Raw genomic sequence first — 24443 nt, 5'->3', positions numbered from 1 at the left:
GCCGGGTCAGATGTGCGTCCGGCGGCGGGTGCGGGTCCGGCCGGGGCCGGGACGCCGGTCAGGCGGATTCGTACGGAGCCAGCTCGTATCCGTTCGGGCTGCGCAGTGCCCGGGCCCCCATTCCGTGGTCGAGCACCCATTGGTAGTCGTGGCCGGCGCGACCGGGGTAGACGGCGAGAAAGCGGTACGGTTCGTCGCCGACGTTGACGCTGCGGTGGGCCCAGTGCGGCGGGATGTAGCCGATGACACCGGGCGCCATGTCGATCCACTCCGTCCGCTCGCCGTCGAACAGCAACAGGCCGCCGACGCCGGTCAGGCCCAGGTAGATCTCACCCTGCGGGTCAGGGTGCTGGTGGCCCTTGGTCATGTGGAACTCGCCGCCGCAGTCACCGGGCAGGATCGTGGTGATCGACTGGGGCAGCTCCCGGTCGAGCTCCGGCACGGGGGACGACGTCACGGTGTAGACGACCGGGTCGTCACCCGAGGCGGAGCGACGCCACTCGGTCTGATCGGCGAACAGTCCTTCCAGATCCGACATGCGCCGGGTCAGGATGGGCCCCGTCGGCTCGATCGTCGCGGTGGCGGGATCGAACGAGATCCGCAACGGACTGATCGGCGGGGTCGCGAACGCGGTCACAGGGTCCTCCAGAGCGCGGATGTCGGGCATCTGAACTGTAGTCCTGTACGTACAGGATGGCAAAGGTCGCGGATGCGGAAACCCCGAGAACACCGGGCATCCGGAGAATGAAAATGGTGATCACCTATTACAGTCCGTAGTAGCTCAGGTGAATCCGACGTTCAGCCCGACCTTCAAGCGATGAGGAGACCTCCATGGCCATCTGGAACCGGCTGCGCGAGTCCGCCAAGACGATGCAGGCGCAACTGGAGTCGAGGAAGAACGACCTCAAGAGCGGAGCCTTCCGCGACGCGAGCATGGCGATGTGCGCGCTCGTCGCGGCCGCGGACGGCAGCGTCGATCCGGCCGAGCGGCAGCGGGTCGCGTCGCTGATCACGAGTAACGAGGTCCTGCGGAACTTCCCCGCCGACGACCTGCAGCGGCGCTTCAACGACTACGTGACCAAGCTCACCGGCGACTTCGCCCTCGGCAAGGTGAGTCTCCTGCAGGAGATAGGCAAGGTGAAGTCGAAGCCGGTCGAGGCGCGGGCCGTGATCCAGATCGGCATCGTGATCGGAAGCGCCGACGGCGACTTCGACCAGAACGAGAAGGCGGTCGTCCGGGAGGCCTGCCTGGCCGTGGACATCCCACCCTCCGACTTCGAACTCTGACCGGCGACGGCCGCGGGTGACGCGCGCGGGATGTCGGGGTGCGTCGTGTTTGAGGTCTGTTGTCAGGGAAGAGAGTCCCGAGCAGTCGTCAGCGACGCAGAGAGGATACTCCCGTGACCATTGGCGTCAGCATCGCCCTCATCATCATCGGTGCCATCCTGGCGTACGCGGTGAACTTCAGTATCAGCGGCCTCGACATCGAGGTCGTGGGCTGGATCCTGATGGCCGGCGGAATCGCCGGCCTGATCATCGGCCTGTTCTGGATGGCCTCCGCGCGGCGTCGTGCCGCGCCTCCGGCCAGGGGTACCGCGCTGCGCGAGACCTACTACGACGAGACCCCGCCCGCCTACGGCGATCGGCCCCCGCGACGCACGTACTGACCCCTCCGGTCGCGCCGATTGCGCAGCCGTCGTGAAAGCCGGCCCGTACCGGCGCCCCGTCCGAACGGCGGGCGCCGGTGCGGGCCGGAGCCGTGTCCACTCGCCGGTTTTCTGGGCGGGCCTACTTCTTCGGGCCGCGGATCAGGTTGGCGAGCTTGCGGCCGACGAGCAGGTAGGCGAGGACGACGCCGGCGGTGTTGAGGATGACGTCGTCGATGTCGAATGCCCGGCCCTGGACCGCGAACCCCTGGGTGAGCTCGACCATGAACGAGATCAGGCCGCACACGAGGGCGAGGCGCAGCGGCCCGCGCAGGCGCGAGAAGACCACGGGGAGCAGGATGCCGAGCGGGGCAAAGAGCACGAGGTTGCCGCCCAGCTGCCGGATCGCCTCCTTGATGTCGGGCTGGTCGAGGTAGAAGCGCAGGCTGTGACCGGCGTCGGTGTTGCCGACCGCCTGCCCGTGGTCCTCGATGGGGGTGAGGGTGATCATCGCTGCCCAGTACGAGAACACGATTCCGATTCCCAGCGCGATGACGATGGCGAGGACCCGGAGCGGAGTGACGTACCAGGAGCTCTTCCGAGCGGTCTTCGCTGAGGGCCGTGACCTGGTCGACGTGGACACGCTGGCCTTCCCTTCGCTGTCGGTCGGTGGCGGCTGCAGCCTTCCTCCCCAAATGACGCGGATGTAAGCGAAGGCGGTGGATGCGATGGGGTGAACGTTCGCCCGGAATGCCAGGCATCGTACGGCTTCGGGAGAAGGGCTTCGGGAGAAGCGGTCTTGCCTGGGCAGGCGGAAGTGCCCGTGACTCCGCGTGGACCTGCGGGTGTGGACTTCTCAGCGGTGCGGATTGTCGTAGGCACACGGCACGATATGGGCATGACGGACGCACCAGACGCGATGCCGGTCGCCGACCAGGCCGCCTATGCCCAGGCCGTACAGACGGCCGTCGACGCCGCCGCCGCCTACTACGGCGATGGTGACTCACCGCTGGACGACGACGCCTATGACCGGCTGGTGCGCGGCATCGCCGCCTACGAGGACGCTCACCCCGACCACGTACTGCCGGACTCGCCCACCGGGAAGGTGGCCGGCGGTGCGATCGTCGGGGACATACCGCACACCATCCCGATGCTGAGCCTCGACAACGTCTTCTCCGCCGAGGACCTCGCCAATTGGGCGGCCGGGTTCGAACGCCGGATCGGCCGCCCGGTGGCGGCGTGGAGCGTCGAGCCCAAGCTCGACGGGCTCGCGGTGTCGGCTCGCTACCGCGATGGCCGGCTGGTGCAGTTGGTCACCCGCGGTGACGGTACGGCGGGTGAAGAGGTGTCCCACGCGATCGGAGCCATCCTGGGGCTGCCCGCGGAGCTGTCCGAGCCGGTGACGGTCGAGATCCGCGGAGAGGTGCTGATGACCGCGGCGCAGTTCGAGGCCGCCAACGTCACCCGGGTGGCGCACGAGGGCGTGCCGTTCTCCAATCCCCGGAGCGGCGCCGCCGGCACGCTGCGCGCGCGAGAGCGGACCTACCGGGTCGAGATGACGTTCTTCGGCTATGGCGCGCTGCCGCTCCCGCCGGACGACACCTCCGATCTCGCCACCAGGCTGCGGGAGCTGCCGCACAGCGAGATCATGGAGCTGGTCGCGGGGCTCGGCGTGCGGACCACGGCGGCGACACCGGTCGCCGGCACCGTCTGTACGACGATGGAGCAGGTGCAGACCAGGGTCGATGAGATCGGCGCGCTGCGGGCCGAGCTGCCGTTCGGCATCGACGGCATTGTGATCAAGGCCGACCTGGCGGCCGACCAGGAGCAGGGCGGATTCAGCTCCCGGGCACCCCGGTGGGCGATCGCGTACAAGCTGCCCGCCGTCGAGAAGATCACCCGGCTGGTCGGCGTGGAGTGGAATGTGGGGCGCACCGGGATCATCGCGCCACGTGCGGTGCTCGAACCGGTGCACCTCGACGGCTCGACCGTCACCTATGCCACGCTGCACAACCCGGCCGACATCACCCGCCGCGGCCTGATGATGGGCGACCACGTGACGGTCTACAAGGCGGGCGACGTGATCCCTCGCGTCGAGGCCCCCGTGGTGCATCTGCGCACCGGCGAGGAGAAGACGATCGAGTTCCCGTCGGTGTGCCCGCGGTGCGGCAGCGACATCGACGCCTCCCAGCAGCGGTGGCGGTGCGTCAGGGGGCGCGACTGCCACGCGGTGGCCTCGGTCTCCTACGCCATCGGCCGCGATCAGCTCGACATAGAAACCCTTGGCGAGACCCGCATCATCCAGCTCATCGAGGCCGGGCTGATCAGTGACTTCGCCGACCTGTTCACCCTCACCCGCGACCAGGTGCTGACCCTGGAGCGGATGGGCCCCACCAGCACCGACAACATGCTCGCGGCGATCGAGCAGGCCAAGACCAAGCCGCTCAACAAGGTCTTCTGTGCCCTCGGCGTACGGGGGACCGGCCGGTCGATGTCCCGGCGCATCGCCCGCCACTTCGGCTCGATGGACGCCATCCGCGCGGCCGGGATCGAGGACGTCCAGCAGGTCGAGGGGATCGGCCCGGAGAAGGCGGCCGTGCTGGTCGAGGAGCTGGCCGAGCTCGCCCCGCTCGTCGACAAGCTGGTCGCCGCCGGGGTCAACATGATCGAGCCGGGTGTCACGGGGCCGGCGCCCGGCCCGGCCGACCCCGGCCAGGAGCCGGACGCCGCCGACGCGCTGCCCCTCGCCGGGATGTCGGTCGTCGTCACGGGGTCGATGACGGGAACGCTGGCCGAGCTGTCGCGCAACGAGATGAACGAGCTCATCGAGCGCGCCGGCGGCAAATCGTCGTCGAGCGTTTCCGCCCGCACCTCCCTGCTGGTGGCCGGCGAGAAGGCCGGCTCCAAGAAGGACAAGGCCACCAAGCTCGGCGTCCGCATCGCGACCCCGGAGGAGTTCGCCACCCTCGTCCACGACCACATCTAACGGGCGAGCCGGTCCGATCGGCCGGCACCGTCAGCGCGCCCGTCGGCGGTGCGCCTTGCGGTGCCGACCCGAGCGAGTTCCGCGCCAGTTCCCTCAACCGGTGAGCAAAGGTGACTCGTCCTGGCCGTCGGGATCGGTGCGGGCACCCTTACGCGGTGACTGGGGTCAGTCGGTGCGGAAGCCGGCCATCATCGAGGCCGGGTAGCGGCCGCCCGCGGAGCCCTGGGGGAGGATCTCCCGGATACGGGCCAGGTCGGCCTCGGTGAGTACCACGCCGGCCGCGCCGGCGTTCTCCTCCAGGCGTGTGGCGCTGCGGGTGCCGGGGATCGGGACGACGTCCTCGCCCTGGGCGAGCAGCCAGGCCAGGGCAAGCTGGGCAGGGGTGACGCCCTTGGCGGCGGCAAGGTTCTTGAGCTGCTCGGCGGCGTTCAGGTTGTAGGCGTAGTTCTCGCCCTGCCAGCGCTCGTCCCAGCGGCGCATGTCGCCCTCGGGGTACTCGCTGGCCGGCTTGACCACGCCGGACAGGAAGCCGCGGCCGAGCGGCGAGTAGGGCACCAGGCCGATGCCCAGCTCCCGCAGGACCGGCAGGATCTTCTCCTCCACTTCGCGCTCGAAGACCGAGTACTCGTACTGGAGGGCCGTGACCGGGGTGACGGCATGGGCGCGGCGGACGTACTCCGGGCCGACATTGCTCAGACCGAAGTACTGCACCTTGCCCTCGGCGATCAGGTCACCGACGGTGCCGGCGACCTCCTCGGCCGGTACGTCGGGGTCGGCGATGTGCTGGTAGAAGAGGTCGATGCGATCGGTCTGGAGATAGCGCAGGCTGTTCTCGGCGACCTTGCGGATGTTCTCCGGGCGGCTGTTGGCACCACTCCCCGGCGTCTCGCTGGTCATGTCGAAGCCGAACTTGGTGGCCAGGACCACCTCGTCGCGGAAGTCCTTGACGGCCCTGCCGAGCAGCGTCTCGTTGCTGCCGGTGCCCTGGCCGTACAGCTCGGCGGTGTCGAAGAAGTCGACCCCGAGCTCGTGGGCGCGGCGGATGGTGGAGATGCCGTCCTCGTCGTTCGAGGGGCCGTAGGCCATGGTCATACCCATCACGCCCAGCCCGAGCGCGGAAACGCGCAGTCCCTGCTGTCCCAGGGTGCGGTGCTGCATGAGTTCGCTCCTCGTGTCACGTCGGCTGCCCCAGCTGACCAAACCGAACTGTTTGGTATGAGCATATGCGCACCTCGGGCGCAATGCAAAACCGAACGGTTCGGTCGCCTATCCTGGGTCCATGCCTAGCTCCACCGCATCCGGCCAGGCCTCGGACCCCACCACCGCGGGCGAGTCCGCCGACTCCACACGCGAGCGGATCGTCGCCGCAGCCAAGGAGGAGTTCGCCCGACACGGGATCGCCGGCGCCCGCGTGGACCGCATCGCCAAGCAAGCCAGGACCAGTAAGGAACGGGTCTACGCCTACTTCCGCGGCAAGGATGCCCTCTACGCCCACGTCGCCGAACGTGAACTGACCGCGCTCGCCGAGGCCACACAGATGGATCCGGCCGACCTGCCCGGCTACGCCGGCCACCTCTTCGACCACTTCACGGCCCGCCCCGACCACTACCGGCTAATCACCTGGGGCCGCCTGGAGCTGACCGAGTCCGCCGCCAACACCACCGGTCCCCTCCAGGCCACCATCGCCCGCAAACTCGACCAGCTCCGCGACGCACAGAGCATCGGACTGCTCGACCCGGCCTGGGACCCGGTCGACGTTCTGGCCCTGATCAACCAGATCGCCACGACCTGGGCGGGCCAGCCCGAGATCGGCGCCGCCGCCGCGGACCAGGCCGCGTACCCGTCCATCGCCGCCCGCCGCGCCGCCTTGGTGACCGCCGTCGAGCACCTGTTCCCCCGCGCGAGCTGAGTGCGTCTACACCCAGCACGAGCCCCGCGACGAAGTGCTGACGGTCGGCAACTACTTGTCCGTGTATGTCGTGGAATGGACGTTGCACCACCTCGACCTGATCGCGCACCTGCCCTCGGCCGCCGAACCGCCCGCCGAGACCCTTGCGGCCGCCCGCGCGTCGCTGGAAAAGATCGCCGGGGCACCGATTCCGGCGTCGTTCTCCGACAAGGACGCGCTGCTGGTCGGGACCGGACGTCGCGCTCCGACGGACGCCGAGACGGCCGCGCTGGGTGGGCTGGCCGCGAAGATCCCGCTCGTGCTCGGCTGAACGAGCCACCTAACCCCCTACTGACCTGGGCAGACCATCCCTGAACAGACAGGGACAGCCGGGAATGCCCAGATCAGCAGCGCGCTTGTCATGCGGTTGTTCGCGCTCGGCGCCATCACAAGGCGGCGTTCGCCAAGATCACTTCCGTCGGCAAGCCGCCCGTCACCTCCTGGAGAAAGAGCGGGAGAACGCTCGTCCCCTGACAGGCCCATATGGAAGGGGACACGCTATGACATCGACATTCCGCACCACCCGTACTATCCGCACCCTCGGCACAGCCCGCACAGCCCGCACAGCCCGCGCCCTGGCCACCGTGGCCGGGCTGGCGGCAGCGTTCGGCACAGCCCTCTCCACGCCCGCCGGCGCCGCCGGCGAAGGCAGCGCCGTCCACTTGCGCGTGGCCACCTACAACATCCACGCCGGTGCCGGCGAGGACGGTGTGTTCGACCTCGACCGCACCGCGGCGGCCATCCGCGGCCTGAACGCGGACGTCGTCGGACTCGAGGAAGTGGACGTCAACTGGTCTGATCGCAGCGCGTGGATGGACGAGGCCGCCGAACTCGGCCGCCTGACGGGCATGCGGGTGTTCTTCGCGCCCATCTACAGCCTCGACCCGCTCTCCGCGGGGGCGCCGCGTCGGGAGTACGGCGTGGCGGTCCTCAGCCGGTTCCCGATCGCCTCCGGCGAGAACCATGAGATCACCCGCCTGTCCACGCAGGTGCCGAACCCGGTGCCGACTCCCGCTCCGGGCTTCGCTGAAGCCGTGGTCAAGGTCAAGGGCGTGCGCGTGCACGTCTACGTCACTCACCTGGACTACCGTTCGGACCCGGCCGTCCGCAGAGCCCAGGTCGCCGACACGCGGCAGGTCATGGCGCAGGACGGGCCGGCGGCCAGGCAACTTCTGCTCGGAGACTTCAACGCAGGGCCGGCGGCACCGGAACTCGCGCCGCTGTGGGGTGGTCTCACCGACGCGTGGAGCGCCGTCCACGGCTCCGGCGGGGGCCTGAGCTACCCGGCCGGCACGCCGGTCAGTCGCATCGACTATGTGACCGCCTCGCCCGGCGTCCAGGTCGGCGGCGCCGAGGTGGTCGACACGAAGGCGTCCGACCACCGCCCGGTCGTCGCGGACGTGGTGATCGACCGGAAGGGCTGAGCGCGTAACCACTCCCGTGATCTTGCAGTCGCTCGCGGACCGGCCGGTCTGCCGCGAACGGATGGCCGCACCGCTCGCGGTGCGGCTCCAAGATCACGCGATCCAGCCGTTGGAGCGGGCTCGGGAGAGTTCGCGTTCCGCCTCGCGGTTGTCGAGCATCTCCAGGCCTCTGATCGCCCAGAGCCGCAGTGACTCGTCATCGTTGTCGAGCTGGCCCGCCAGCACCGGCAACGCACGGGGAGAACGCGCCTCGCAGACGAGCTCCAGGAGCCAGCAGCGCAGCGCGTGGTCCTCGTGTTCTTTCTCGAACTCGGCGATGAGTTCGTCGACATAGGCGTCCGCGTGCTCGCGGAGGAAGTCGAAGCCGTCCCCCCGGAGCCGGGAGTCCGGGCCGCGCATCGCCTGCAGCGCCCGGGTGAATCGTTCGTTCGACATCAGACCACCTGCGCCGCGGGGCGGTCGGGCTTGGTGCGCTTCATGCATCTAGTGTCCCGCCACGGCGCGTACGAAGGACACGTCGCGTGCGCAGCGGCGGAATCCCACCGCCTGGTAGGTCGCCCGCGCGGCCGGATGCGCGTCGTCACCGCGAGCGCGGACCCGCGCGGTCTCGGCGCCGAGTTCCCGGGCGGCGTGCAGTGACGCGAGGATCGCGGCGCCGGCCAGGCCACGGCGGCGGTGTGCCGGGTCGGTGCCGACCGGTTCGAGTACGGCCGCGCGATTGCGCTCGTCCAGCCAGACCAGGCAGAACGCCACCGGCGTTCCGTCGGCCGCTTCGACGAGCCAGTCCAGCTCTGTGCGATAGGGCCACGCCCGCATGACCGCGCGGTAGCTCTCGGCGCTGACCTTGGAGGGCGGCAGCCCGGGCAGGGAGAAGGCCGCCCGGTGCACACGGGCACGGGCGTCGGCATCGGCCGTACCGGACACGTGGCGAAGGGTGTATCCACCCGGGGTCGCGGGCTCAAGGCCGGCCAGGTCTCTGCGGAGGTGGATGAAGAACGGCCCCTCGGTCGCCTCGACGTAGCCGTGCCGGCGGAGGACGTCGATGAGAGCCGTCTCAGCGTCGAGCACCGTGACCGTGCGCGTCTCACCGGTGGCCACCTCGTCGAACCATCGCAGGATCTCGACCGCCAGATCCGGGTGCGCGGGATCGAGCTGAAGCTCGAGGTCGCCGGGCGATGTCGCCCAGGCCCAGGCGACCGGTTCCCCGTCGCACTCCCACAGGGCCGTACGCCACTCCGGTTCCCGCCCGATGTGCTGGAACCGGGACCAGGCGAGCTCGCCGATGTGCCATCGGCTCGCCGGTGACCACAGCCGCCGGCTCAGCGACTGCATCACCCGCAGATCGGCCGCTCCTTCGTAGGGCCGCCGTCGATATCGGTCCCGCACCCGCCCGGCGCTCACTGCTGCGATGCGCCCACGCGGTACTCCTGCGGGCTGACCCCTCGTACGCGCTTGAAGGCGGTGCTGAGCGCGAAGGAGCTGCCGTAGCCGACCTGCCGGGCAACGGCGCCGACGGTGGCGTCCGGCTCGCGCAGGAGCTCGGCGGCCATCGCCAGCCGCCAGCTGGTCAGGAAGGCCATGGGCGGCTCGCCCACGAGGTCGGTGAACCTGCGGGCCAGCGCCGCCCGCGAGACGCCCGTCCGGGCGGCCAGCGTGGCGACGGTCCAGGGGTGCGCCGGGTCGCCCTGGAGCAGCCGCAGGGCCGGGCCGACCACGGGATCGCTCTGGGCGCGGTACCAGGCCGGGGCCTCGGCCTCCGGGCGGGAGAACCAGGCCCGCAGCACCGCGATGAGCAGCAGGTCGAGCAGCCGGTCGAGGACGACGTCCTGGCCCGGCTCGTCCCTGCCGATCTCCCTGCCGAGCAGGGAGATGAGGGAGCCGTCCCACGCCTCGGACGGCAGGACCAGCAGCGGAGGCACCGCGGTCAGCAGCCGCCGGGTGACCTCGCCGCGCATCTGGTATGTGCCGACGAGCATCTCCACCGACCCGTTCGGGTCGGAACCCCACGTACGGACGCCGAGATCCATCACGGAGCACAGGGCGTCGCCCTGCGGGGTGGTGCTGAGCTGCCCCGGCTGGATGACGACCTGTGGCGGCGTGGCCGGGTGGTCGGAGACGGTGTAGGGATCCGGGCCGCGCAGAACCGCGACGTCACCCGGGGGGAGCCGTACCGGCTCACCGTGGTGCGGGAGCACCCACGCGTCGCCCTTCGCCATCGAGATCAGCGTGAGCGGCGCCTGATCCTCGACCCGTACGGACCAAGGCGGGTTCAGCAGCGCCCGCAGGAGAAACGCTCCCCGGGCCCTGGGGCCGTCGAGAAGGCCCGAGAGTGGGTCCATGGCTTCCAGATTAGACGCAGGAACATGCGGTCGAGCCTTTCAACCATGTCGTACGCCGCGCCGTGGGACTTCACTGGTGGCATGACGGAAAGCACGCGCGAGAAGGCGCAAGAGAAGACGACGCTGGTTCTCGGCGGCACCGGCAAGACCGGTCGCCGCGTGGTGGAGCGCCTCACGGCCCGCGGCCTGCCGGTGCGCATCGGTTCCCGTTCCGCGGAGCCGCCGTTCGACTGGGACGACCAGGCCACCTGGGAACGCGCGCTCGAGGGCATGACCTCGGTGTACGTGACGTACTACCCGGACCTGGCGTTCCCCGGGGCGGCCGACGCGGTCCGGTCGCTCGCCGAACTGGCGGTGCGCAGCGGCGTCCGGCGGCTGGTGCTGCTGTCCGGTCGCGGTGAGGAGGAGGCCGCGGTCAGCGAGCAGGCGGTGAGGGAGTCCGGCGCCGAGTGGACCATCGTGCGGGCGAGCTTCTTCAACCAGAACTTCAGTGAGCACTTCCTGCTGGAGCCGGTGCTCAGCGAAGAGGTCGCGTTGCCGGCCGGGACGGTCGCGGAGCCGTTCGTCGACGCCGATGACATCGCGGACGTCGTGGTCGCGGCGCTGACCGAGGACCGGCACGTGGGCCGGGCCTACGAACTGACCGGTCCCCGGCTGCTGACCTTCGCGGAGGCGGCGGCGGAGATCGGCGAGGCGATCGGGCGGGAGATCCGTTACATACCGGTGTCCGCGGAGCAGTACGAGTCCGCCCTGGTGGAATACGACGTGCCCGCCGAGTACGCGAAGTTGCTGACCGAGCTGTTCACCCAGGTGCTGGACGGACGCAACGCCCACCTGGGCGACGGTGTACAAGAGGCCCTGGGCCGTGAGCCCCGGGACTTCGCGGACTACGTGCGGAGCACCGCCGCGACCGGCGTCTGGGGCCGGTAGGCGACGGAGGCCGTGCGGGCGGACGGAGATCCCCTCCGCCCGCACGACCCACGGGGGTCGAAGACCCCGCTGCAGGAGATAGGCGGGCTCGCGCGGGCGAGCGCGATCTCGGGTGATGGAGGAAAGTGATGTTGGATCAGTTTCGAGGCGTCTCGTTGGTCGCGGCCACGATCGCCATGGGGCTCGCCGCGGGCCTCTACTACGCGTACGCCTGTTCCGTCATGCTCGGACTGGGCAAGGCCGACGACCGGACGTTCGTCGAGGGAATGCAGAAGATCAATGTGGCGATCCTCAACGGCTGGTTCTTCCTGACCTTCGCCGGCGCGCTGCTGCTGACCGCCGTGGCCGCCGTGCTCCACTTCCGCGGAGACGGTGGACGCGCGGCGTTCGCCTGGATCGTGGCCGCCCTGGTCCTGTACGTGGTGGTGCTCATCGTCACGATGGGCTTCAACGTGCCGCTCAACGATCGGCTCGAGGCGGCCGGGGACCCCGCCCGCATCGCCGATCTCGCCGCGGTGCGCGAGAACTTCGAAGCGGCGTGGGTCCGCTGGAACATCGTCCGCACGCTCGCGTGCACGGCCGCGTTCGGGTGTCTCACCTGGGCCCTCGTGCTGTACGGGCGGAGCGGGAGCTGACGCCGGGAGAACGATCGGGTTCGAGGGGCGGTGTCCACCGGCGAGGGCCGGTGGACACCGCCGTGTCATTTCGGCGTCTCCGCTCCGCGCCCGGAGCCGGGGGCCGTCGCCGTCTCTGTGGGAACCCCACTGGCGCATGGGTGTGAGGGTTCCGTAAAGACCGTGGGCGCAGGCGTATGGAAACCGTCAAGACTCCCGAATTGCCCACCTAACGGGTGTTTTCTTCTCTGCGGCGCTCGCGTTCGGCGAGGCGGAGAGAGGCGGTGGAGTGACCATGGATTCGGACCACCCACCGCGTTCACCGCCGCCCGGCGGACCGGCGGGCGGTACGGCGGCACAGTGTCGATCCGCCGCCGCTGGGCACGCTTCTCATAGCGGCACCGGGCGGCCCGCAGCAGGGCCGGCGACCGGTGCTCCCAGCAGGCCGTACCGCGGTCCACGGTCTCTGACGCCATCACGCGGCAGGGCCGCGTTCCGCCGCCCGTGAATCCGCCCGCAGGGGCGTGCCGGCAGATCGACATCAGAACCCGGCCGGAGAACCGGGCCATCAGGTGATCAAGGAAATCAGGAGAAATGGCTGACGTCGTGTTCGTGGTGCTGACAGTCGCGGTCTTCGCGCTGTTCAGCCTGGTCGTGAGGGCGGTGGGGCGGCTGTGAGCGCCGACAATCTGATCGGGCTGGTGCTGGTCGCCGGGCTGATCGTGTTCCTGGTGATCGCCCTTCTACTCCCGGAGCGGTTCTAGATGAGTTCGACGACCGCGGGGATCCTGTTCATCGGATCCCTGGTGATCGCTCTTGTGGCCGTCCATCGGCCATTCGGCGACTACATGTACCGAGTCTTCACCTCGACCCGGCATCTGCGGGTCGAGCGCGGGCTGTACCGACTGATCGGCGTCAACCCGGACGCCGAGCAGAAGTGGAGTGTCTACGCGCGCAGCGTGCTGGCCTTCTCGCTGGTCTCGGTGCTGTTCCTGTACGCCTTCCAGCGGCTGCAGGGCTACCTTCTGCTGAACCTCGGGTTCAAGGGCGTGCCGGATCACATCGCCTGGAACACCGCCATCAGCTTCGTCACCAACACCAACTGGCAGGCGTACTCCGGTGAGTCGACGATGGGCCACCTGGTGCAGATGTCGGGTCTGGCGGTGCAGAACTTCGTGTCCGCCGCCGTCGGCATCGCGGTCGCCATGGCCTTCGTCCGCGGGTTCGCGCGCAAGAAGACCGACGAGCTCGGCAACTTCTGGACCGACCTGGTCCGCGCCTGCGTACGCGTCCTCCTGCCCATCGCGGCCGTCGCCGCGATCGTGCTGATCGCCGGTGGCGCGGTGCAGAACTTCGCCGACCCGCACACGGTGCACACCGTCGCCGGCGGCACGCAGACGATCACCGGCGGCCCGGTCGCGAGCCAGGAGGTCATCAAGGAGCTCGGCACCAACGGCGGTGGCTTCTACAACGCCAACTCCGCCCACCCGTTCGAGAACCCCACCGCCTGGACGAACTGGATCGAGATCTTCCTGCTCACCATGATCGCCTTCTCGCTGCCGCGGACGTTCGGCCGGATGGTCGGCGACAAGCGGCAGGGCTACGCGATCGTCTCGGTGATGGCCACGCTCGCCGTCCTCAGCGTCATCGCCATCAACGTCGCCCAGCTGGCCCATCACGGCACGGTGCCGACTGCGGTCGGCGCGGCCGCCGAGGGCACCGAGACGCGGTTCGGGGTGTCGAACTCGGCGACGTTCGCCGCGGCGACGACGCTGACCTCGACCGGGGCCGTGAACTCCTTCCACGACTCCTACACGAGCCTCGGCGGCGGCGTGACCATGCTCAACATGATGCTGGGCGAGGTCGCTCCCGGCGGGGTCGGCTCCGGTCTGTACGGGATGCTCATCCTCGCCGTCATCACGGTCTTCGTGGCCGGGCTGATGGTGGGCCGTACGCCGGAGTACCTCGGGAAGAAGATCGGCGGGCGGGAGATGAAGTTCGCGTCGATGTACTTCCTGGTGACCCCCGTCATCGTGCTCGTGGGCACGGCGACCGCCATGGCGATGCCCGGCCAGCGGGCGAGCATGCTCAACACCGGGCCGCACGGGCTGTCCGAGGTGCTCTACGCCTTCACCTCGGCCGCCAACAACAACGGATCGGCGTTCGCCGGCCTCACCGTCAACACCCCGTGGTACGACACCGCGCTGGGCCTGGCGATGGTGTTCGGCCGGTTCCTGCCCATGGTCTTCGCGCTGGCCCTGGCCGGCTCGCTGGCCCGGCAGTCGCCCACTCCGGTGTCGGAGGGCACGCTGCCGACCCACCGGCCCCTGTTCGTGGGCATGGTCGCCGGCGTCACCCTCATCCTCGTCGGCCTGACGTTCTTCCCGGCGCTGGCCCTCGGACCGCTCGCAGAAGGAATACACCAGTGACCACCCAGACCATCCACGCGTCGCCGGCCCCCGAGCCGTCGCGCCCCGACTCGTCGGGAGACCGCGTCAAGGGCGGCCTGCTCGATCCGAAGATGCTGGTCCGCTCACTGCCGGACGCCGCCCGCAAGCTCAACCCGGCCACCCTGTGGCGCAACCCCGTCATGCTCATCGTCGAGGTGGGCGCCGTATGGACCACCGTGCTCGCCGTACGGGAGATGACGGCCTTCGCGTGGCTCATCACGATCTGGCTCTGGCTGACCGTCGTCTTCGCCAACCTGGCCGAGGCGGTGGCCGAAGGCCGCGGCAAGGCGCAGGCCGCCACCCTGCGGCGGGCCAAGCAGGACACCGTCGCGCGCCGGCTGGTCGGCTGGCGACCCGGAAAGGCCGCCCCGGTCGAGAACGTACCGGCTCCCGAGCTGCGGCTGGGCGACCACGTGGTCGTTACGGCCGGTGAGATCATCCCCGGTGACGGCGACGTCGTCGAGGGTGTGGCCAGCGTCGACGAGTCCGCGATCACCGGCGAATCGGCCCCCGTCATCCGGGAGTCCGGCGGCGACCGCTCCGCGGTGACCGGCGGTACGAAGGTGCTGTCCGACCGGATCATCGTCAAGATCACACAGAAGCCGGGGGAGAGCTTCATCGACCGGATGATCGCCCTGGTCGAGGGTGCAAACCGGCAGAAGACCCCGAACGAGATCGCGCTCAACATCCTGCTGGCCGCGCTCACGATCATCTTCCTGATCGCGGTCGCGACCATGCAGCCCCTGGCCATCTACTCCAAGGCCGGCAATCCCGGCGTACCCAACACCACCGCCCTGGACCAGAACGGCGTCACGGGCATCGTGCTGGTCTCGCTGGTGGTCTGCCTCATCCCGACCACGATCGGGGCACTGCTGTCCGCGATCGGCATCGCCGGAATGGATCGTCTGGTCCAGCGCAATGTGCTGGCGATGAGCGGCCGGGCCGTCGAGGCGGCCGGCGACGTCAACACCCTGCTGCTGGACAAGACGGGCACCATCACGCTGGGGAACCGGCAGGCGGCGGAGTTCATCCCGGTGGGGGACGTGGACGAGACCGCGCTCGCGGACGCGGCGCAACTGTCCAGCCTCGCCGACGAGACGCCCGAGGGCCGCTCGGTCGTCGTCTTCGCCAAGCAGCGGTACGGGCTGCGCGAACGCAACCCCGGCGAGCTCGGGCACGCGAGCTGGGTGGCCTTCACCGCCCAGACCCGCATGTCCGGGGTGGACCTCGACGGTGACGTCGACGGATCGTCGGCCAAGGACCGGAGTCTGCGCAAGGGCGCGGCCACCGCGGTGGCGGACTGGGTCCGCGGGCACGGCGGGCACGTTCCGCCCGCGATGGGCGACGTCGTCGACGGGATCTCCGCCTCGGGCGGCACGCCGCTCGCCGTCGGCGAGGTCGTTCGCACCGACGCGGGTTCCACCGCCCGGGTCCTCGGGGTGATCCACCTCAAGGACGTCGTCAAGCAGGGTATGCGGGAGCGTTTCGACCACATGCGGGCGATGGGCATCCGCACGGTCATGGTGACCGGGGACAACCCGCTCACCGCGAAGGCGATCGCCGATGAGGCCGGGGTGGACGACTTCCTGTCCGAGGCCAAGCCCGAGGACAAGATGGCCCTGATCAAGCGGGAGCAGGAGGGCGGCCGGCTGGTCGCGATGACCGGCGACGGCACCAACGACGCCCCCGCGCTGGCCCAGGCCGATGTCGGCGTCGCGATGAACACCGGCACCTCGGCCGCCAAGGAGGCCGGGAACATGGTGGACCTGGACTCCGACCCCACCAAGCTCATCGAGATCGTCGAGATCGGCAAGCAGTTGCTGATCACCCGTGGAGCGCTGACGACGTTCTCCATCGCCAACGACATCGCGAAGTACTTCGCCATCATTCCGGCGATGTTCGTCGCCCTGTTCCCGGGGTTGGACGCCCTCAACATCATGCGGCTGCACAGCCCGCAGTCGGCGATCATGTCGGCCGTCATCTTCAACGCCATCGTGATCATCGCCCTCATCCCGCTGGCGCTGCGCGGCGTCCGCTACCGGCCCAGCTCGGCATCGAAGCTGCTCAGCCGCAACCTCTACGTCTACGGCCTTGGCGGGATCATCGCCCCGTTCATCGGCATCAAGGTCATCGACTCCATCGTCCGCTTCATCCCAGGGATCTCCTGATGCGCTCCTCATGGCTCCGCAGGCACGTAGCGGCGCTGCGCGCGCTGCTCGTCCTCACCGTCGTCACCGGTGTCGTCTACCCGCTCGCCATCTGGGCGATCGCCCAGATGCCGGGGCTGCGCGGCAGCGCGGACGGCTCAATGATCAAGGCCGCCGACGGCAGCGTCGTCGGCAGCCGGATCATCGGCCAGTCCTTCACCGGCAAGGACGGAAACCCGCTCAGGTGGTATTTCCAGCCCCGGCCGTCCGCGGCGGGCGACGGGTACGACCCGACCGCCACCGCCGCGAGCAACCTCGGCCCGGAGTCCGTCGTCGACACCCTGCCCGTCCCGGGCGCCAAGGACGAGGAGGGCAACCCGGATGAGGGAACCCAGAGCCTCCTCACCCAGGTGTGCGGTCGAAGCAAGGCGATCGGCGAGCTGGACGGCGTCGACGGCTCCAGACCGTTCTGCACCAAGAGCGGTGTCGGTGCGGTGCTGTCGGTGTTCGGGCCCCGCGACGCGACGGGACGGGTGACCCGCCCCACCCGCGTCGTCAGTGTCAACGAGGCCTGCCCGGCCGTGCCGTTCGTCGCCACGTACCGCGGGGTCACGGTCGAGTGCGCCAAGCCCGGCGAGGATTATGCTCCGGGTCGGATAGTGCCCGTCCGGGGCGGTGCGCGGGCCACGCCCGCCGTGCCGTCCGACGCCGTGACGGCGAGCGGCAGCGGACTCGACCCGGCGATCTCGCCCGCCAACGCCCGGATGCAGGCGCCGCGCGTCGCCACCGCCCGTGGGATCACCACTGACAGAGTGCTCGACCTGGTCGGCGAGCACACCACGGGCCGGTCACTCGGCTTCATGGGCGAGCCGTCCGTGAACGTCGTCGAGCTGAACCTCGACCTCGACCGCGTCGCGCCGCACAAGTCCTGAACCGCCATTACGTACGGGAGGAGAACGCGATGAGCCGGGGGCGGCTACGGATCTATCTCGGGGCTGCCCCGGGGGTCGGCAAGACCTACGCGATGCTCTCCGAGGGGCACCGGCGCGCCGGTCGCGGCACCGACGTCGTGGTCGGGTTCGTGGAGACCCATGACCGGCCGCGCACGCTCTCGATGCTCGAAGGGCTCGAGGTGGTGCCCCGCAAGACCATGACCTATCGCGGGGCGGTCTTCACCGAGCTCGACACCGACGCGGTGATCAAGCGAGCGCCACAGGTCGCTCTGATCGACGAGCTGGCGCACACCAACATCCCCGGGTCGGCGCACACGAAGCGCTGGCAGGACATCGAACGCCTGCTGGAGGCGGGCATCACCGTCATCTCCACGGTGAACATCCAGCATCTGGAGTCGCTCAACGACGTCGTCGAGGAGATCACCGGAGTCCCGCAGCGTGAGACCGTCCCGGACGAGGTCGTCCGCCAGGCCGACCAGGTAGAGCTGGTCGACATGGCACCGGAGGCGCTGCGCCGGCGCATGGCGCACGGCAACGTCTACACGCCCGAGAAGGTCGACGCGGCACTCACGAACTACTTCCGGGTCGGCAACCTGACCGCGCTGCGCGAGCTCGCCCTGCTGTGGCTCGCCGGGAAGGTCGACGAGCAGCTCGAGCGCTACCGCGCCGACCACGACATCGGGGGTACGTGGGAGGCCCGCGAACGCGTGGTGGTCGCGCTCACCGGCGGGCCGGAGGGCGACACGCTGATCCGGCGCGCCGCCCGCATCGCCGCCCGTACCAAGGGCGCCGACCTGCTCGCCGTACACGTCACCCACAGCGACCGCATCGCGGTCGCGGGGCCCGCGAACCTCGCCCGGCAGCGGACCATCATCGAGAGCCTCGGCGGCACCTACCACCAGGTGGTGGGCGACGACGTCGTCCGCGCGCTGCTCGACTTCGCCCGCGGCGTCAACGCCACCCAGCTGATCCTCGGGGTCTCCCGGCGGAACCGGATCGCCCAGCTGCTGTCCCCCGGAGTCGGGGTCACCACCACGGCGATGTCCGGCTCCATCGACGTCCACATGGTGAGCCACGAGGAGGTCAGAGGAGCCGGTCGCCCGGCCCGCCGGACGACGGGCGTCGCTCCCCGCCGGCGGCTCGCCGGGTTCGTCCTGGCGGCCGTGGGCCTGCCCGCCCTGACGTTGACCCTGGCCGGCCTGCGCCAGGAGGCATCCCTCCCGACGGACATCCTGGTCTTCCTCGCGGCGGTCGTGGGCGTCGCCCTGGTCGGCGGGCTCTATCCCGCCCTGGTCGCCGCCATCGGCGGCTTCATCCTGCTCAACTACTACTTCGCCCCGCCGCTGCACCGGCTCACCATCGCGGAGAGCGAGAACGCCTTCGCGCTGCTGGTCTTCGTACTCGTCGCGGTGGGCGTGAGCGCGGTCGTCGACCTCGCGGCCAGGCGTACCCGGGAGGCCGCCCGGGCGAGCGCCGACGCCGAGGTCCTGTTCACGCTCGCCGGCAACGTCCTGCGCGGTGAGCACGCGCTCGACTCCCTGCTTGAGCGCCTGCGCGAGACCTTCGGCCTCACCTCGGTGACGCTGCTGGAACATCCGCCCGGCGCTCCGCTCACCCCCGACCGGCAGCGAGATCCGGCCAGCTGGCGGATCGTCGCGACGGTCGGCGGCAGACCGTGTACGACCCCGGAGGAGGCCGACACGGAGGTCCCGGTCGGTACGGAGCTGTCACTCGTCCTGCGCGGCCGTACCCTCCCCGCCGCCGACCGCCGGATCATCGAGGCTTTCGCCGTCCAGGCCTCGGTGGCCCTGCGCCAGAAGCGGCTCGCCGAGGAGGCCGAACGGGCCGGGCCGCTGGCGCAGGCCGACCGGATCCGCACCGCGCTGCTCAACGCGGTGAGTCACGACCTGCGCACGCCGCTGGCCTCGGCCAAGGCGGCCGTGGAGAGCCTGCGCAACTCCGAGATCCAATGGACCGGCGAAGAGCGCGCCGAACTCGCCGCCACCGCCGGTGAGTCGCTCGACCGGCTCGACCGCCTGGTCGCGAACCTGCTCGACATGAGCCGCCTGCAGGCGGGTGCACTGGGCATGGTCATCCAGCCGCTCGCCATGGAGGAGTTGGTCCCCCGGGTCCTCGACGATCTCGGTGCGGAGAGCGGGCGCGTCAACAGCCGGATCTCGGGCGATGTCCCCGAGGTGCTCGCCGACGCCGGCCTGCTGGAGAGGGTGCTGGTCAATCTCATCTCGAACGCGCTGCGCTTCAGCCCGCCGGCGGAGAAGGTCCTGGTCACCGCAAGCGCACTGGCCGACCGCGTGGAGGTACGGATCGCCGACCGCGGCCCCGGCATCCCGGTGGGCGATCGGGACAGGGTCTTCCTGCCGTTCCAGCGGCTGAACGATCGTGACAACGAGATGGGCGTGGGCCTGGGACTGGCGCTGGCCCGCGGGCTCGCCGAGGCGATGGGCGGCGGCCTGGCTCCGGACGAGACCCCTGGCGGAGGGCTCACCATGATCCTTTCCCTGCCGGCGGCGCCGGCCGCCGAGCAGGGGCCGTCCCGTGGCCGGCGCGGCGACGCCGCCGGGTTCGCCGTTCGCGACCGGGCGGCCGAGGACGAGGGCCGTGCGCACCGCGACGCCGCCGGGTTCGCCGTCCACGACCGGGCGGCCGAGGACGAGGGCCGTGCGCACCGCGGCGACGACCCGAGGATCGGAACGACATGACGCGCATACTCGTCGTCGACGACGAACCGCAGATCCTGCGGGCGCTGCGCATCAACCTGCGCGCCCGCCAGTACGACGTGGAGGTCGCCGGTGACGGCACCGAGGCGCTGCGGCGGGCCGGTGACTGGCACCCCGACCTCGTCCTGCTCGACCTCGGCCTGCCCGACGTCGACGGTGTCGAGGTCATCCACGGGTTGCGCGGCTGGACCCGGGTGCCCATCATCGTGCTGTCCGGCCGCGCGGGCAGCCGGGACAAGGTCGAGGCGCTCGAGGCGGGTGCCGACGACTACGTGACCAAGCCGTTCAGCATCGACGAGCTCGTTGCGCGCATCCGGTCGGTGACCCGGCGCTTCACCGGCGAGGACAACGCCCCGGCGGTCGAGGTCGGCGACCATGTGGTCGACCTGCGCACCAAGACGGTGACCGGTCCCGGCTCCGAAGGAGTCCGGCTGACGCCCACCGAATGGCACCTACTGGAGATCCTGCTCCGCAACCCGGGCAAGCTCATCAGCCAGCGGCAGCTGCTGACCGAGGTGTGGGGCCCCTCCTACGCCCGTGAGACGCACTACCTGCGTCAGTACATGGCCCAGCTGCGCCGCAAGCTGGAGCCCGACCCGGGCCGCCCCCGCCACCTGCTCACCGAACCGGGCATGGGCTACCGCTTCCAGCCGTGAGCCCCTGTGGACGGCGGGTTCACCGCGCGCGGTTGGGGCGGGTGGGTGCGCAGGAGGGTGCGGCAGCGCCGCTCATGGGCGCCCGCCTGAGCCGCTGTACGGCCACGGCGTGGAGCCCTGGACCGGCTGGGCGCTGACGGCCTGGTCGTCTTGAGTCGTGGCGTGTCAGGGTCTTCTAGCAGCATGAGGGCCCGACACGCCAACGACTCAACGATGCCGTAGGCAGTGGCCTGGGTGGTTCTGGCTGGTTCGGGGGTGGTGGGGGCTGTTCGGGGGTGTTCCGGTCCTTTGGGCTGACGGGGTGTTGACGTGTTGACCTGGCGGCGGGTGGTGAGGGTGTCGGGTGGGGTGGCCGTTTCGGTTCGCGTCAACACGGCTTTGCGCCCGGCGCGCCGGTACAGCTCTCGCTGTTCGTCGGTCTCGAAGGGGGCGCGAACGTGCTCGTTGCGGCGTAGCTCGTGAGTCCAGGTCTCGGCCAACTCGGGGATGTGGTCGCGGTCCTGGGTCATGTTGGGCATCCCCTCGGTCGGCTCGAACTCCAGTGTCCTGCTGGTTGTCGGCGTAGGGCTTCCAGTGCACTGGGACGTACAAGTAAACGTGCAGAGATGGCGTCGGGGGCGGGTGCTAGGTTGCGGCGGCGTGGTGACATCCTCCCGGCAGAAGCAGCCGTTTCTTTATGTGATCGATGAAGATTTCGTTCTGCCCGATCGGGGTGACGGGCAGGAAGGGCCTGAGTCTGCGGTTCCCGCTGGTGATCCGGACGAGGCGGTGCGGCTCTTCCACCGCTACCGGCGGCTGATGGCGCAGATCCTCGGGTACGAGGAGGAACTCCTCGAGCCCGCGAGCGAGGATGACCTCGCCGCGGTGGAGGAGGAACTCGGCGTCGTGCTGCCTCCGGATCTCCGCGCGCTGTACGGCATCGCGGACGGTGGCGGTGACCTCGACCCGCTGTTCGACGGGCACGATTGGCTTCCCCTTGCCGAGGTCGGCGACCTGGATGACGAGTGGCTCGATATCGCGCAGGAATGGGAGCACGAACCCTGGCGCCGGACAGTGTTCGATACCGGGCCCTCGAACACCGTCCGGAGGTCGCCGCTGCGTGCGGGCTGGATCCGGTTCGCGTTCGACACCGGCGGCAACTGGCTCGCCGTGGACACCGATCCCGGGCCGAACGGTCGTCCCGGGCAGGTCATCGCGGTCGGAGTCGACTACAAGGAGGGGCCGACGTACGTTGCTGACTCGGTGACCACGTTCCTGCGACGTCTGGTGGAAGCGCTGGAACGCGGTGACTACCGCACGCACGACAAGAGCCTGTGGATCGACGCGGACCTGCCGGATCTGCCCGGCAAGCACACCAGGTACCGCGACGACCGGCCCTCCCGCGCGCGGGCCGCACAGGCCGGTCCGCGTGTGCAGGAGGTCCGGGTGTCCGACGTGGAGGATTGCGCGTTCCTCGCCGCGGTGCCCGAGGTGTGCTCGCTGGCGCTGTCGAGCAGGGGTTCGCCCGACCTGACCCCGCTCGGTGCCCGTCCGGTGGAGTATCTGGAGCTCGATGTGGAGTCGGCCGACCTGACGGCGCCGGCCCGGAACCGGGAGTTGCGTTCGCTGTCGGTCACCTGCGCGCGGCCCGTCGAGCTGGCTCCGCTCCGTACGGTGCCCAACCTGTGGGCGCTGGACATCGCGGCGGCACCCGTCGCCGACATCGCCACGGTGACCGAACTGAAGGGATTGCGGTACCTGGAAGTGACCCAGGACCAATGGCGAGAGCTGTCAGAACTCGACGACCTACCGCCACTGGCCATCGTCGGCATCCACCCCCACCACCCCGAACGCCACTGGCCGACCCCAACGGCCTGGGAAACCACCCACGACGAGCCACCATCGCCAACAGCCTGAAGGTGCCTGGGCGAGGGACTCACCCGGCTCGCTGGACAGGAGATCGCCACCTTCACGGACGGCTCAACACCGACCGCGTGCCCCCGAGCGCGAACAATCTCGACGAGCAATGCGACCAGAGCGGACGTAACCAGACCCACGCGTGATCGCCAACTCCCGCAAGGAGCTTCGGAACGACCAGTCCCGCCTTGCCAACGTGGTCGCGAGCTTTAGGGCAAGGCCGTGAAGTTACGGGCTGATCGAGTCTGTCGAGAGGATGTCGATGCTGATGGTGGTCTTGTAGGTGCGGCGGTCGACGCGCAGGCTTTTGTAGGCGTAGCGGGACAGCGGGCGTTTGACGGCGCGGAGGCTGAGGCGGAGGCGGCGGGCGGGCATGAGCTGGTCTAGGACGGCGCGCCCGATGGTGCCGACGAGGTCGATGACGGTGTCGGCGATCACTCCTGCGGCTTGGATGGCCTGGTCGCGGGCGGTCTGGAGGGCGACTGTGAAGCTGGCGCGGTCGGGGTCTGCGTCGGGGACGGTCGCGGTGGCGTCGGCGATCGCGATCCGGATGAGCTGGTAGGTGGTCAGCAGGGCGTAGACCTCCTGGGTGATGCCGGGCATGGTGCGGGCGCGCAGCACGCGCCGTCCGAGCATGGATTTCTTGATCGCGAAGAAGGCGGATTCCACTTCCCACCTCTCGTGATACAGCCTGACCAGTTCGAATGCCGGGTGGCGGCGGTGGCCGAGCAAGGTGGTGGCCAGGCGGTAGACACCGGTGGTGCGCCCGGCGGTGGTGGCGATGGTGATCTCGCACTCGATGATGCGGACCTCCAGCTTCCCGATCCGGGACAGGAACGAGCCGTCGTCGAAGCGGCGAAGGACTGGGGGCTTGCGGGCGGCGGAGATCCGGGCGCAGAACGCGGCGCCGGTGCCGGCGACCGTCTCCAAGAAGGCGTTGGAGGAAAAGCCGCGGTCCAGCAGCACGATCATGCCGTCGTGCAGGGAGCGGGCGACGCGCGTTGGCCGTGGGTGGTCCCGCCGCGGGTACGGGGGCCGAAGACCGCGTCGATGACGGCCCGGGTGCCGCAGGCGACCAGAGCGACAGGCAGATCTGCGGATAGCCGGAGGCGGCGTACTGGTTGGAGCCCTTGCCCAGGCGGGCCCTGGTCGCCGGGTCGTCGGGGACCTCGAGGTAGGTGCCGTCGATCGCGACCACCCGCAGGCCCGCCCAGCGGGCCCCGGCGGTGCGGATCGCGGACGCCGGCCCGCGCAGCAGGTCGAACAGGGCCCGCATCGGGCGCACCCCGAGCCGGGCGCGGGCGTGCCACAGCGCGGTGGCGGTGACCTTCGGCACGGGCAGCGAGCCCAACGCGGCGGTGAGCTTGGCCCACACCGCCCGGTAGCCGCACTCCTCGAGCAACGCCGCAGCCAGCAGCAAGTACACCACCACCCGGGCGGGCCGCTTATGCAGCCGCTGCTCGACGGCCCCGCACCCGGCCAACGCCTCGTCGACCATCTCGAACGGCACGATCTGCGTCAACTCGCCCAGATGGCCCGGGGCGAAGACACCTTCGGCCACCGCGATCTCGCGGGTGATGACACACTGACCAGACAGCGGAGCTCCCGTGGTGAACGATTCGTCTTTGGCGGACAAACCGTTCTACCGGGGCTCCGCTTCCTACGTCCGGCGAACCGCCCTGCCACCAGCCACGCAGCCGTAACTTCACGGCCTTG

General features: G+C 70.0%; 24 protein-coding genes and 1 pseudogene. 17 read left to right on the top strand and 8 right to left on the bottom strand.

The window, feature by feature from the left end; translation table 11 throughout:
• Positions 1–58: 58 nt before the first annotated feature.
• On the bottom strand, positions 59–637 hold the full coding sequence (locus tag HKK74_RS35775; protein WP_187247876.1) for a glucose-6-phosphate isomerase family protein: 579 nt from the start codon (positions 635–637) through the stop codon (positions 59–61).
• 194 nt (positions 638–831) lie between these two features.
• On the opposite strand from HKK74_RS35775, the gene HKK74_RS35770 reads away from it, so the two are divergent.
• Positions 832–1287 (top strand): tellurite resistance TerB family protein, encoded by a 456-nt coding sequence (locus tag HKK74_RS35770; RefSeq protein WP_187247856.1) that lies wholly within the window; start codon positions 832–834, stop codon positions 1285–1287.
• A 113-nt stretch (positions 1288–1400) separates the two neighbouring features.
• Entirely contained in the window at positions 1401–1667 is a 267-nt protein-coding gene (locus HKK74_RS35765) for a DUF6458 family protein (protein ID WP_187247855.1), read from the top strand.
• A gap of 121 nt (positions 1668–1788) precedes the next feature.
• Here HKK74_RS35765 and HKK74_RS35760 read toward each other — a convergent pair whose 3' ends face one another.
• A complete protein-coding gene (locus tag HKK74_RS35760) occupies positions 1789–2289 on the bottom strand; it encodes a VanZ family protein (RefSeq protein ID WP_312882126.1) in 501 nt (166 codons plus the stop codon).
• A gap of 255 nt (positions 2290–2544) precedes the next feature.
• On the opposite strand from HKK74_RS35760, the gene ligA reads away from it, so the two are divergent.
• A complete protein-coding gene (gene ligA / locus HKK74_RS35755; RefSeq protein ID WP_187247854.1) occupies positions 2545–4632 on the top strand; it encodes an NAD-dependent DNA ligase LigA in 2088 nt (695 codons plus the stop codon).
• Positions 4633–4797: 165 nt separating this feature from the next.
• On the opposite strand, the gene HKK74_RS35750 is transcribed toward ligA, so the two are convergent.
• A complete protein-coding gene (locus HKK74_RS35750; RefSeq protein WP_187247853.1) occupies positions 4798–5790 on the bottom strand; it encodes an aldo/keto reductase in 993 nt (330 codons plus the stop codon).
• 121 nt (positions 5791–5911) lie between these two features.
• Between HKK74_RS35750 and HKK74_RS35745 the strand changes: the two genes are divergently transcribed.
• The 3 genes from HKK74_RS35745 to HKK74_RS35735 all read left to right on the top strand — a co-directional run bounded on the left by HKK74_RS35745 (position 5912) and on the right by HKK74_RS35735 (position 8004).
• Positions 5912–6541 carry a TetR/AcrR family transcriptional regulator gene (locus HKK74_RS35745; protein ID WP_187247852.1) on the top strand — a complete coding sequence of 210 codons (630 nt, stop codon included), beginning with the start codon at positions 5912–5914 and terminating at the stop codon, positions 6539–6541.
• Between the two features lie 70 nt (positions 6542–6611).
• Positions 6612–6851, top strand: coding sequence for a hypothetical protein (locus HKK74_RS35740; RefSeq protein ID WP_312882125.1), 240 nt, complete (start codon positions 6612–6614; stop codon positions 6849–6851).
• 229 nt (positions 6852–7080) lie between these two features.
• Entirely contained in the window at positions 7081–8004 is a 924-nt protein-coding gene (locus tag HKK74_RS35735; RefSeq protein WP_187247851.1) for an endonuclease/exonuclease/phosphatase family protein, read from the top strand.
• A gap of 93 nt (positions 8005–8097) precedes the next feature.
• Here HKK74_RS35735 and HKK74_RS35730 read toward each other — a convergent pair whose 3' ends face one another.
• Genes HKK74_RS35730 through HKK74_RS35720 form a run of 3 tightly spaced genes read right to left on the bottom strand, consistent with a single transcriptional unit; the run spans position 8098 to position 10343 of the window.
• The gene (locus tag HKK74_RS35730; RefSeq protein ID WP_222723152.1) at positions 8098–8439 is read right to left on the bottom strand and encodes a HEAT repeat domain-containing protein; all 342 of its coding nucleotides are present in this window, start codon (positions 8437–8439) and stop codon (positions 8098–8100) included.
• Between the two features lie 48 nt (positions 8440–8487).
• Complete coding sequence (locus HKK74_RS41710) at positions 8488–9405, bottom strand: GNAT family N-acetyltransferase (RefSeq protein ID WP_222723151.1); 918 nt, start codon at positions 9403–9405, stop codon at positions 8488–8490.
• Positions 9402–10343, bottom strand: coding sequence for an AraC family transcriptional regulator (locus HKK74_RS35720; RefSeq protein ID WP_187247849.1), 942 nt, complete (start codon positions 10341–10343; stop codon positions 9402–9404). The genes HKK74_RS41710 and HKK74_RS35720 overlap by 4 nt, the downstream gene beginning before the upstream one ends.
• Positions 10344–10424: 81 nt before the next feature.
• Between HKK74_RS35720 and HKK74_RS35715 the strand changes: the two genes are divergently transcribed.
• The 9 genes from HKK74_RS35715 (at position 10425) to HKK74_RS35675 (ending at position 22727) form a co-directional block, all read left to right on the top strand.
• The gene (locus HKK74_RS35715) at positions 10425–11273 is read left to right on the top strand and encodes an NmrA family NAD(P)-binding protein (protein ID WP_187247848.1); all 849 of its coding nucleotides are present in this window, start codon (positions 10425–10427) and stop codon (positions 11271–11273) included.
• Between the two features lie 128 nt (positions 11274–11401).
• The gene (locus tag HKK74_RS35710) at positions 11402–11908 is read left to right on the top strand and encodes an anthrone oxygenase family protein (protein WP_187247847.1); all 507 of its coding nucleotides are present in this window, start codon (positions 11402–11404) and stop codon (positions 11906–11908) included.
• A 653-nt stretch (positions 11909–12561) separates the two neighbouring features.
• Positions 12562–12651 carry a potassium-transporting ATPase subunit F gene (locus HKK74_RS35705; protein WP_187247846.1) on the top strand — a complete coding sequence of 30 codons (90 nt, stop codon included), beginning with the start codon at positions 12562–12564 and terminating at the stop codon, positions 12649–12651.
• Positions 12652–14316, top strand: coding sequence for a potassium-transporting ATPase subunit KdpA (gene kdpA, locus HKK74_RS35700; protein WP_187247845.1), 1665 nt, complete (start codon positions 12652–12654; stop codon positions 14314–14316). It begins immediately after the preceding gene.
• Positions 14313–16505 carry a potassium-transporting ATPase subunit KdpB gene (gene kdpB / locus HKK74_RS35695; RefSeq protein WP_187247844.1) on the top strand — a complete coding sequence of 731 codons (2193 nt, stop codon included), beginning with the start codon at positions 14313–14315 and terminating at the stop codon, positions 16503–16505. Before kdpA ends, kdpB begins: the two co-directional genes overlap by 4 nt.
• Positions 16505–17416, top strand: coding sequence for a potassium-transporting ATPase subunit C (locus HKK74_RS35690; protein ID WP_187247843.1), 912 nt, complete (start codon positions 16505–16507; stop codon positions 17414–17416). The genes kdpB and HKK74_RS35690 overlap by 1 nt, the downstream gene beginning before the upstream one ends.
• Before the next feature lie 29 nt (positions 17417–17445).
• A complete protein-coding gene (locus HKK74_RS35685; protein WP_187247842.1) occupies positions 17446–20157 on the top strand; it encodes a DUF4118 domain-containing protein in 2712 nt (903 codons plus the stop codon).
• A complete protein-coding gene (locus HKK74_RS35680) occupies positions 20154–20831 on the top strand; it encodes a response regulator (RefSeq protein WP_187247841.1) in 678 nt (225 codons plus the stop codon). Before HKK74_RS35685 ends, HKK74_RS35680 begins: the two co-directional genes overlap by 4 nt.
• 639 nt (positions 20832–21470) lie before the next feature.
• Positions 21471–22727 (top strand): SMI1/KNR4 family protein, encoded by a 1257-nt coding sequence (locus tag HKK74_RS35675; RefSeq protein WP_187247840.1) that lies wholly within the window; start codon positions 21471–21473, stop codon positions 22725–22727.
• Between the two features lie 228 nt (positions 22728–22955).
• On the opposite strand, the gene HKK74_RS39445 is transcribed toward HKK74_RS35675, so the two are convergent.
• Positions 22956–23711, bottom strand: a complete 756-nt coding sequence (locus tag HKK74_RS39445) for a transposase (protein ID WP_281398183.1) — start codon at positions 23709–23711, stop codon at positions 22956–22958.
• A 194-nt stretch (positions 23712–23905) separates the two neighbouring features.
• Here HKK74_RS39445 and HKK74_RS40575 point away from each other — a divergent pair, with 194 nt between their 5' ends.
• Complete coding sequence (locus tag HKK74_RS40575; RefSeq protein WP_246492319.1) at positions 23906–24112, top strand: hypothetical protein; 207 nt, start codon at positions 23906–23908, stop codon at positions 24110–24112.
• On the opposite strand, the pseudogene HKK74_RS42070 reads toward HKK74_RS40575, so the two are convergent.
• Positions 24046–24225, bottom strand: a pseudogene (locus HKK74_RS42070) (transposase domain-containing protein); the annotation flags it as partial. The gene HKK74_RS40575 and the pseudogene HKK74_RS42070 overlap by 67 nt on opposite strands.
• Here HKK74_RS42070 and HKK74_RS40570 point away from each other — a divergent pair.
• A partial coding sequence (locus HKK74_RS40570; RefSeq protein WP_246492318.1) for a hypothetical protein occupies positions 24175–24443 on the top strand: 269 nt, incomplete at its 3' end. The pseudogene HKK74_RS42070 and the gene HKK74_RS40570 sit on opposite strands and share 51 nt — an antisense overlap.

Origin of the sequence: Actinomadura alba (assembly GCF_014323705.1) — a bacterium.
GTDB lineage: Bacteria > Actinomycetota > Actinomycetes > Streptosporangiales > Streptosporangiaceae > Actinomadura_C > Actinomadura_C alba.
Note: the sequence above shows the minus strand (reverse complement) of the source record. Positions and strands in the feature narration are given on the sequence as shown.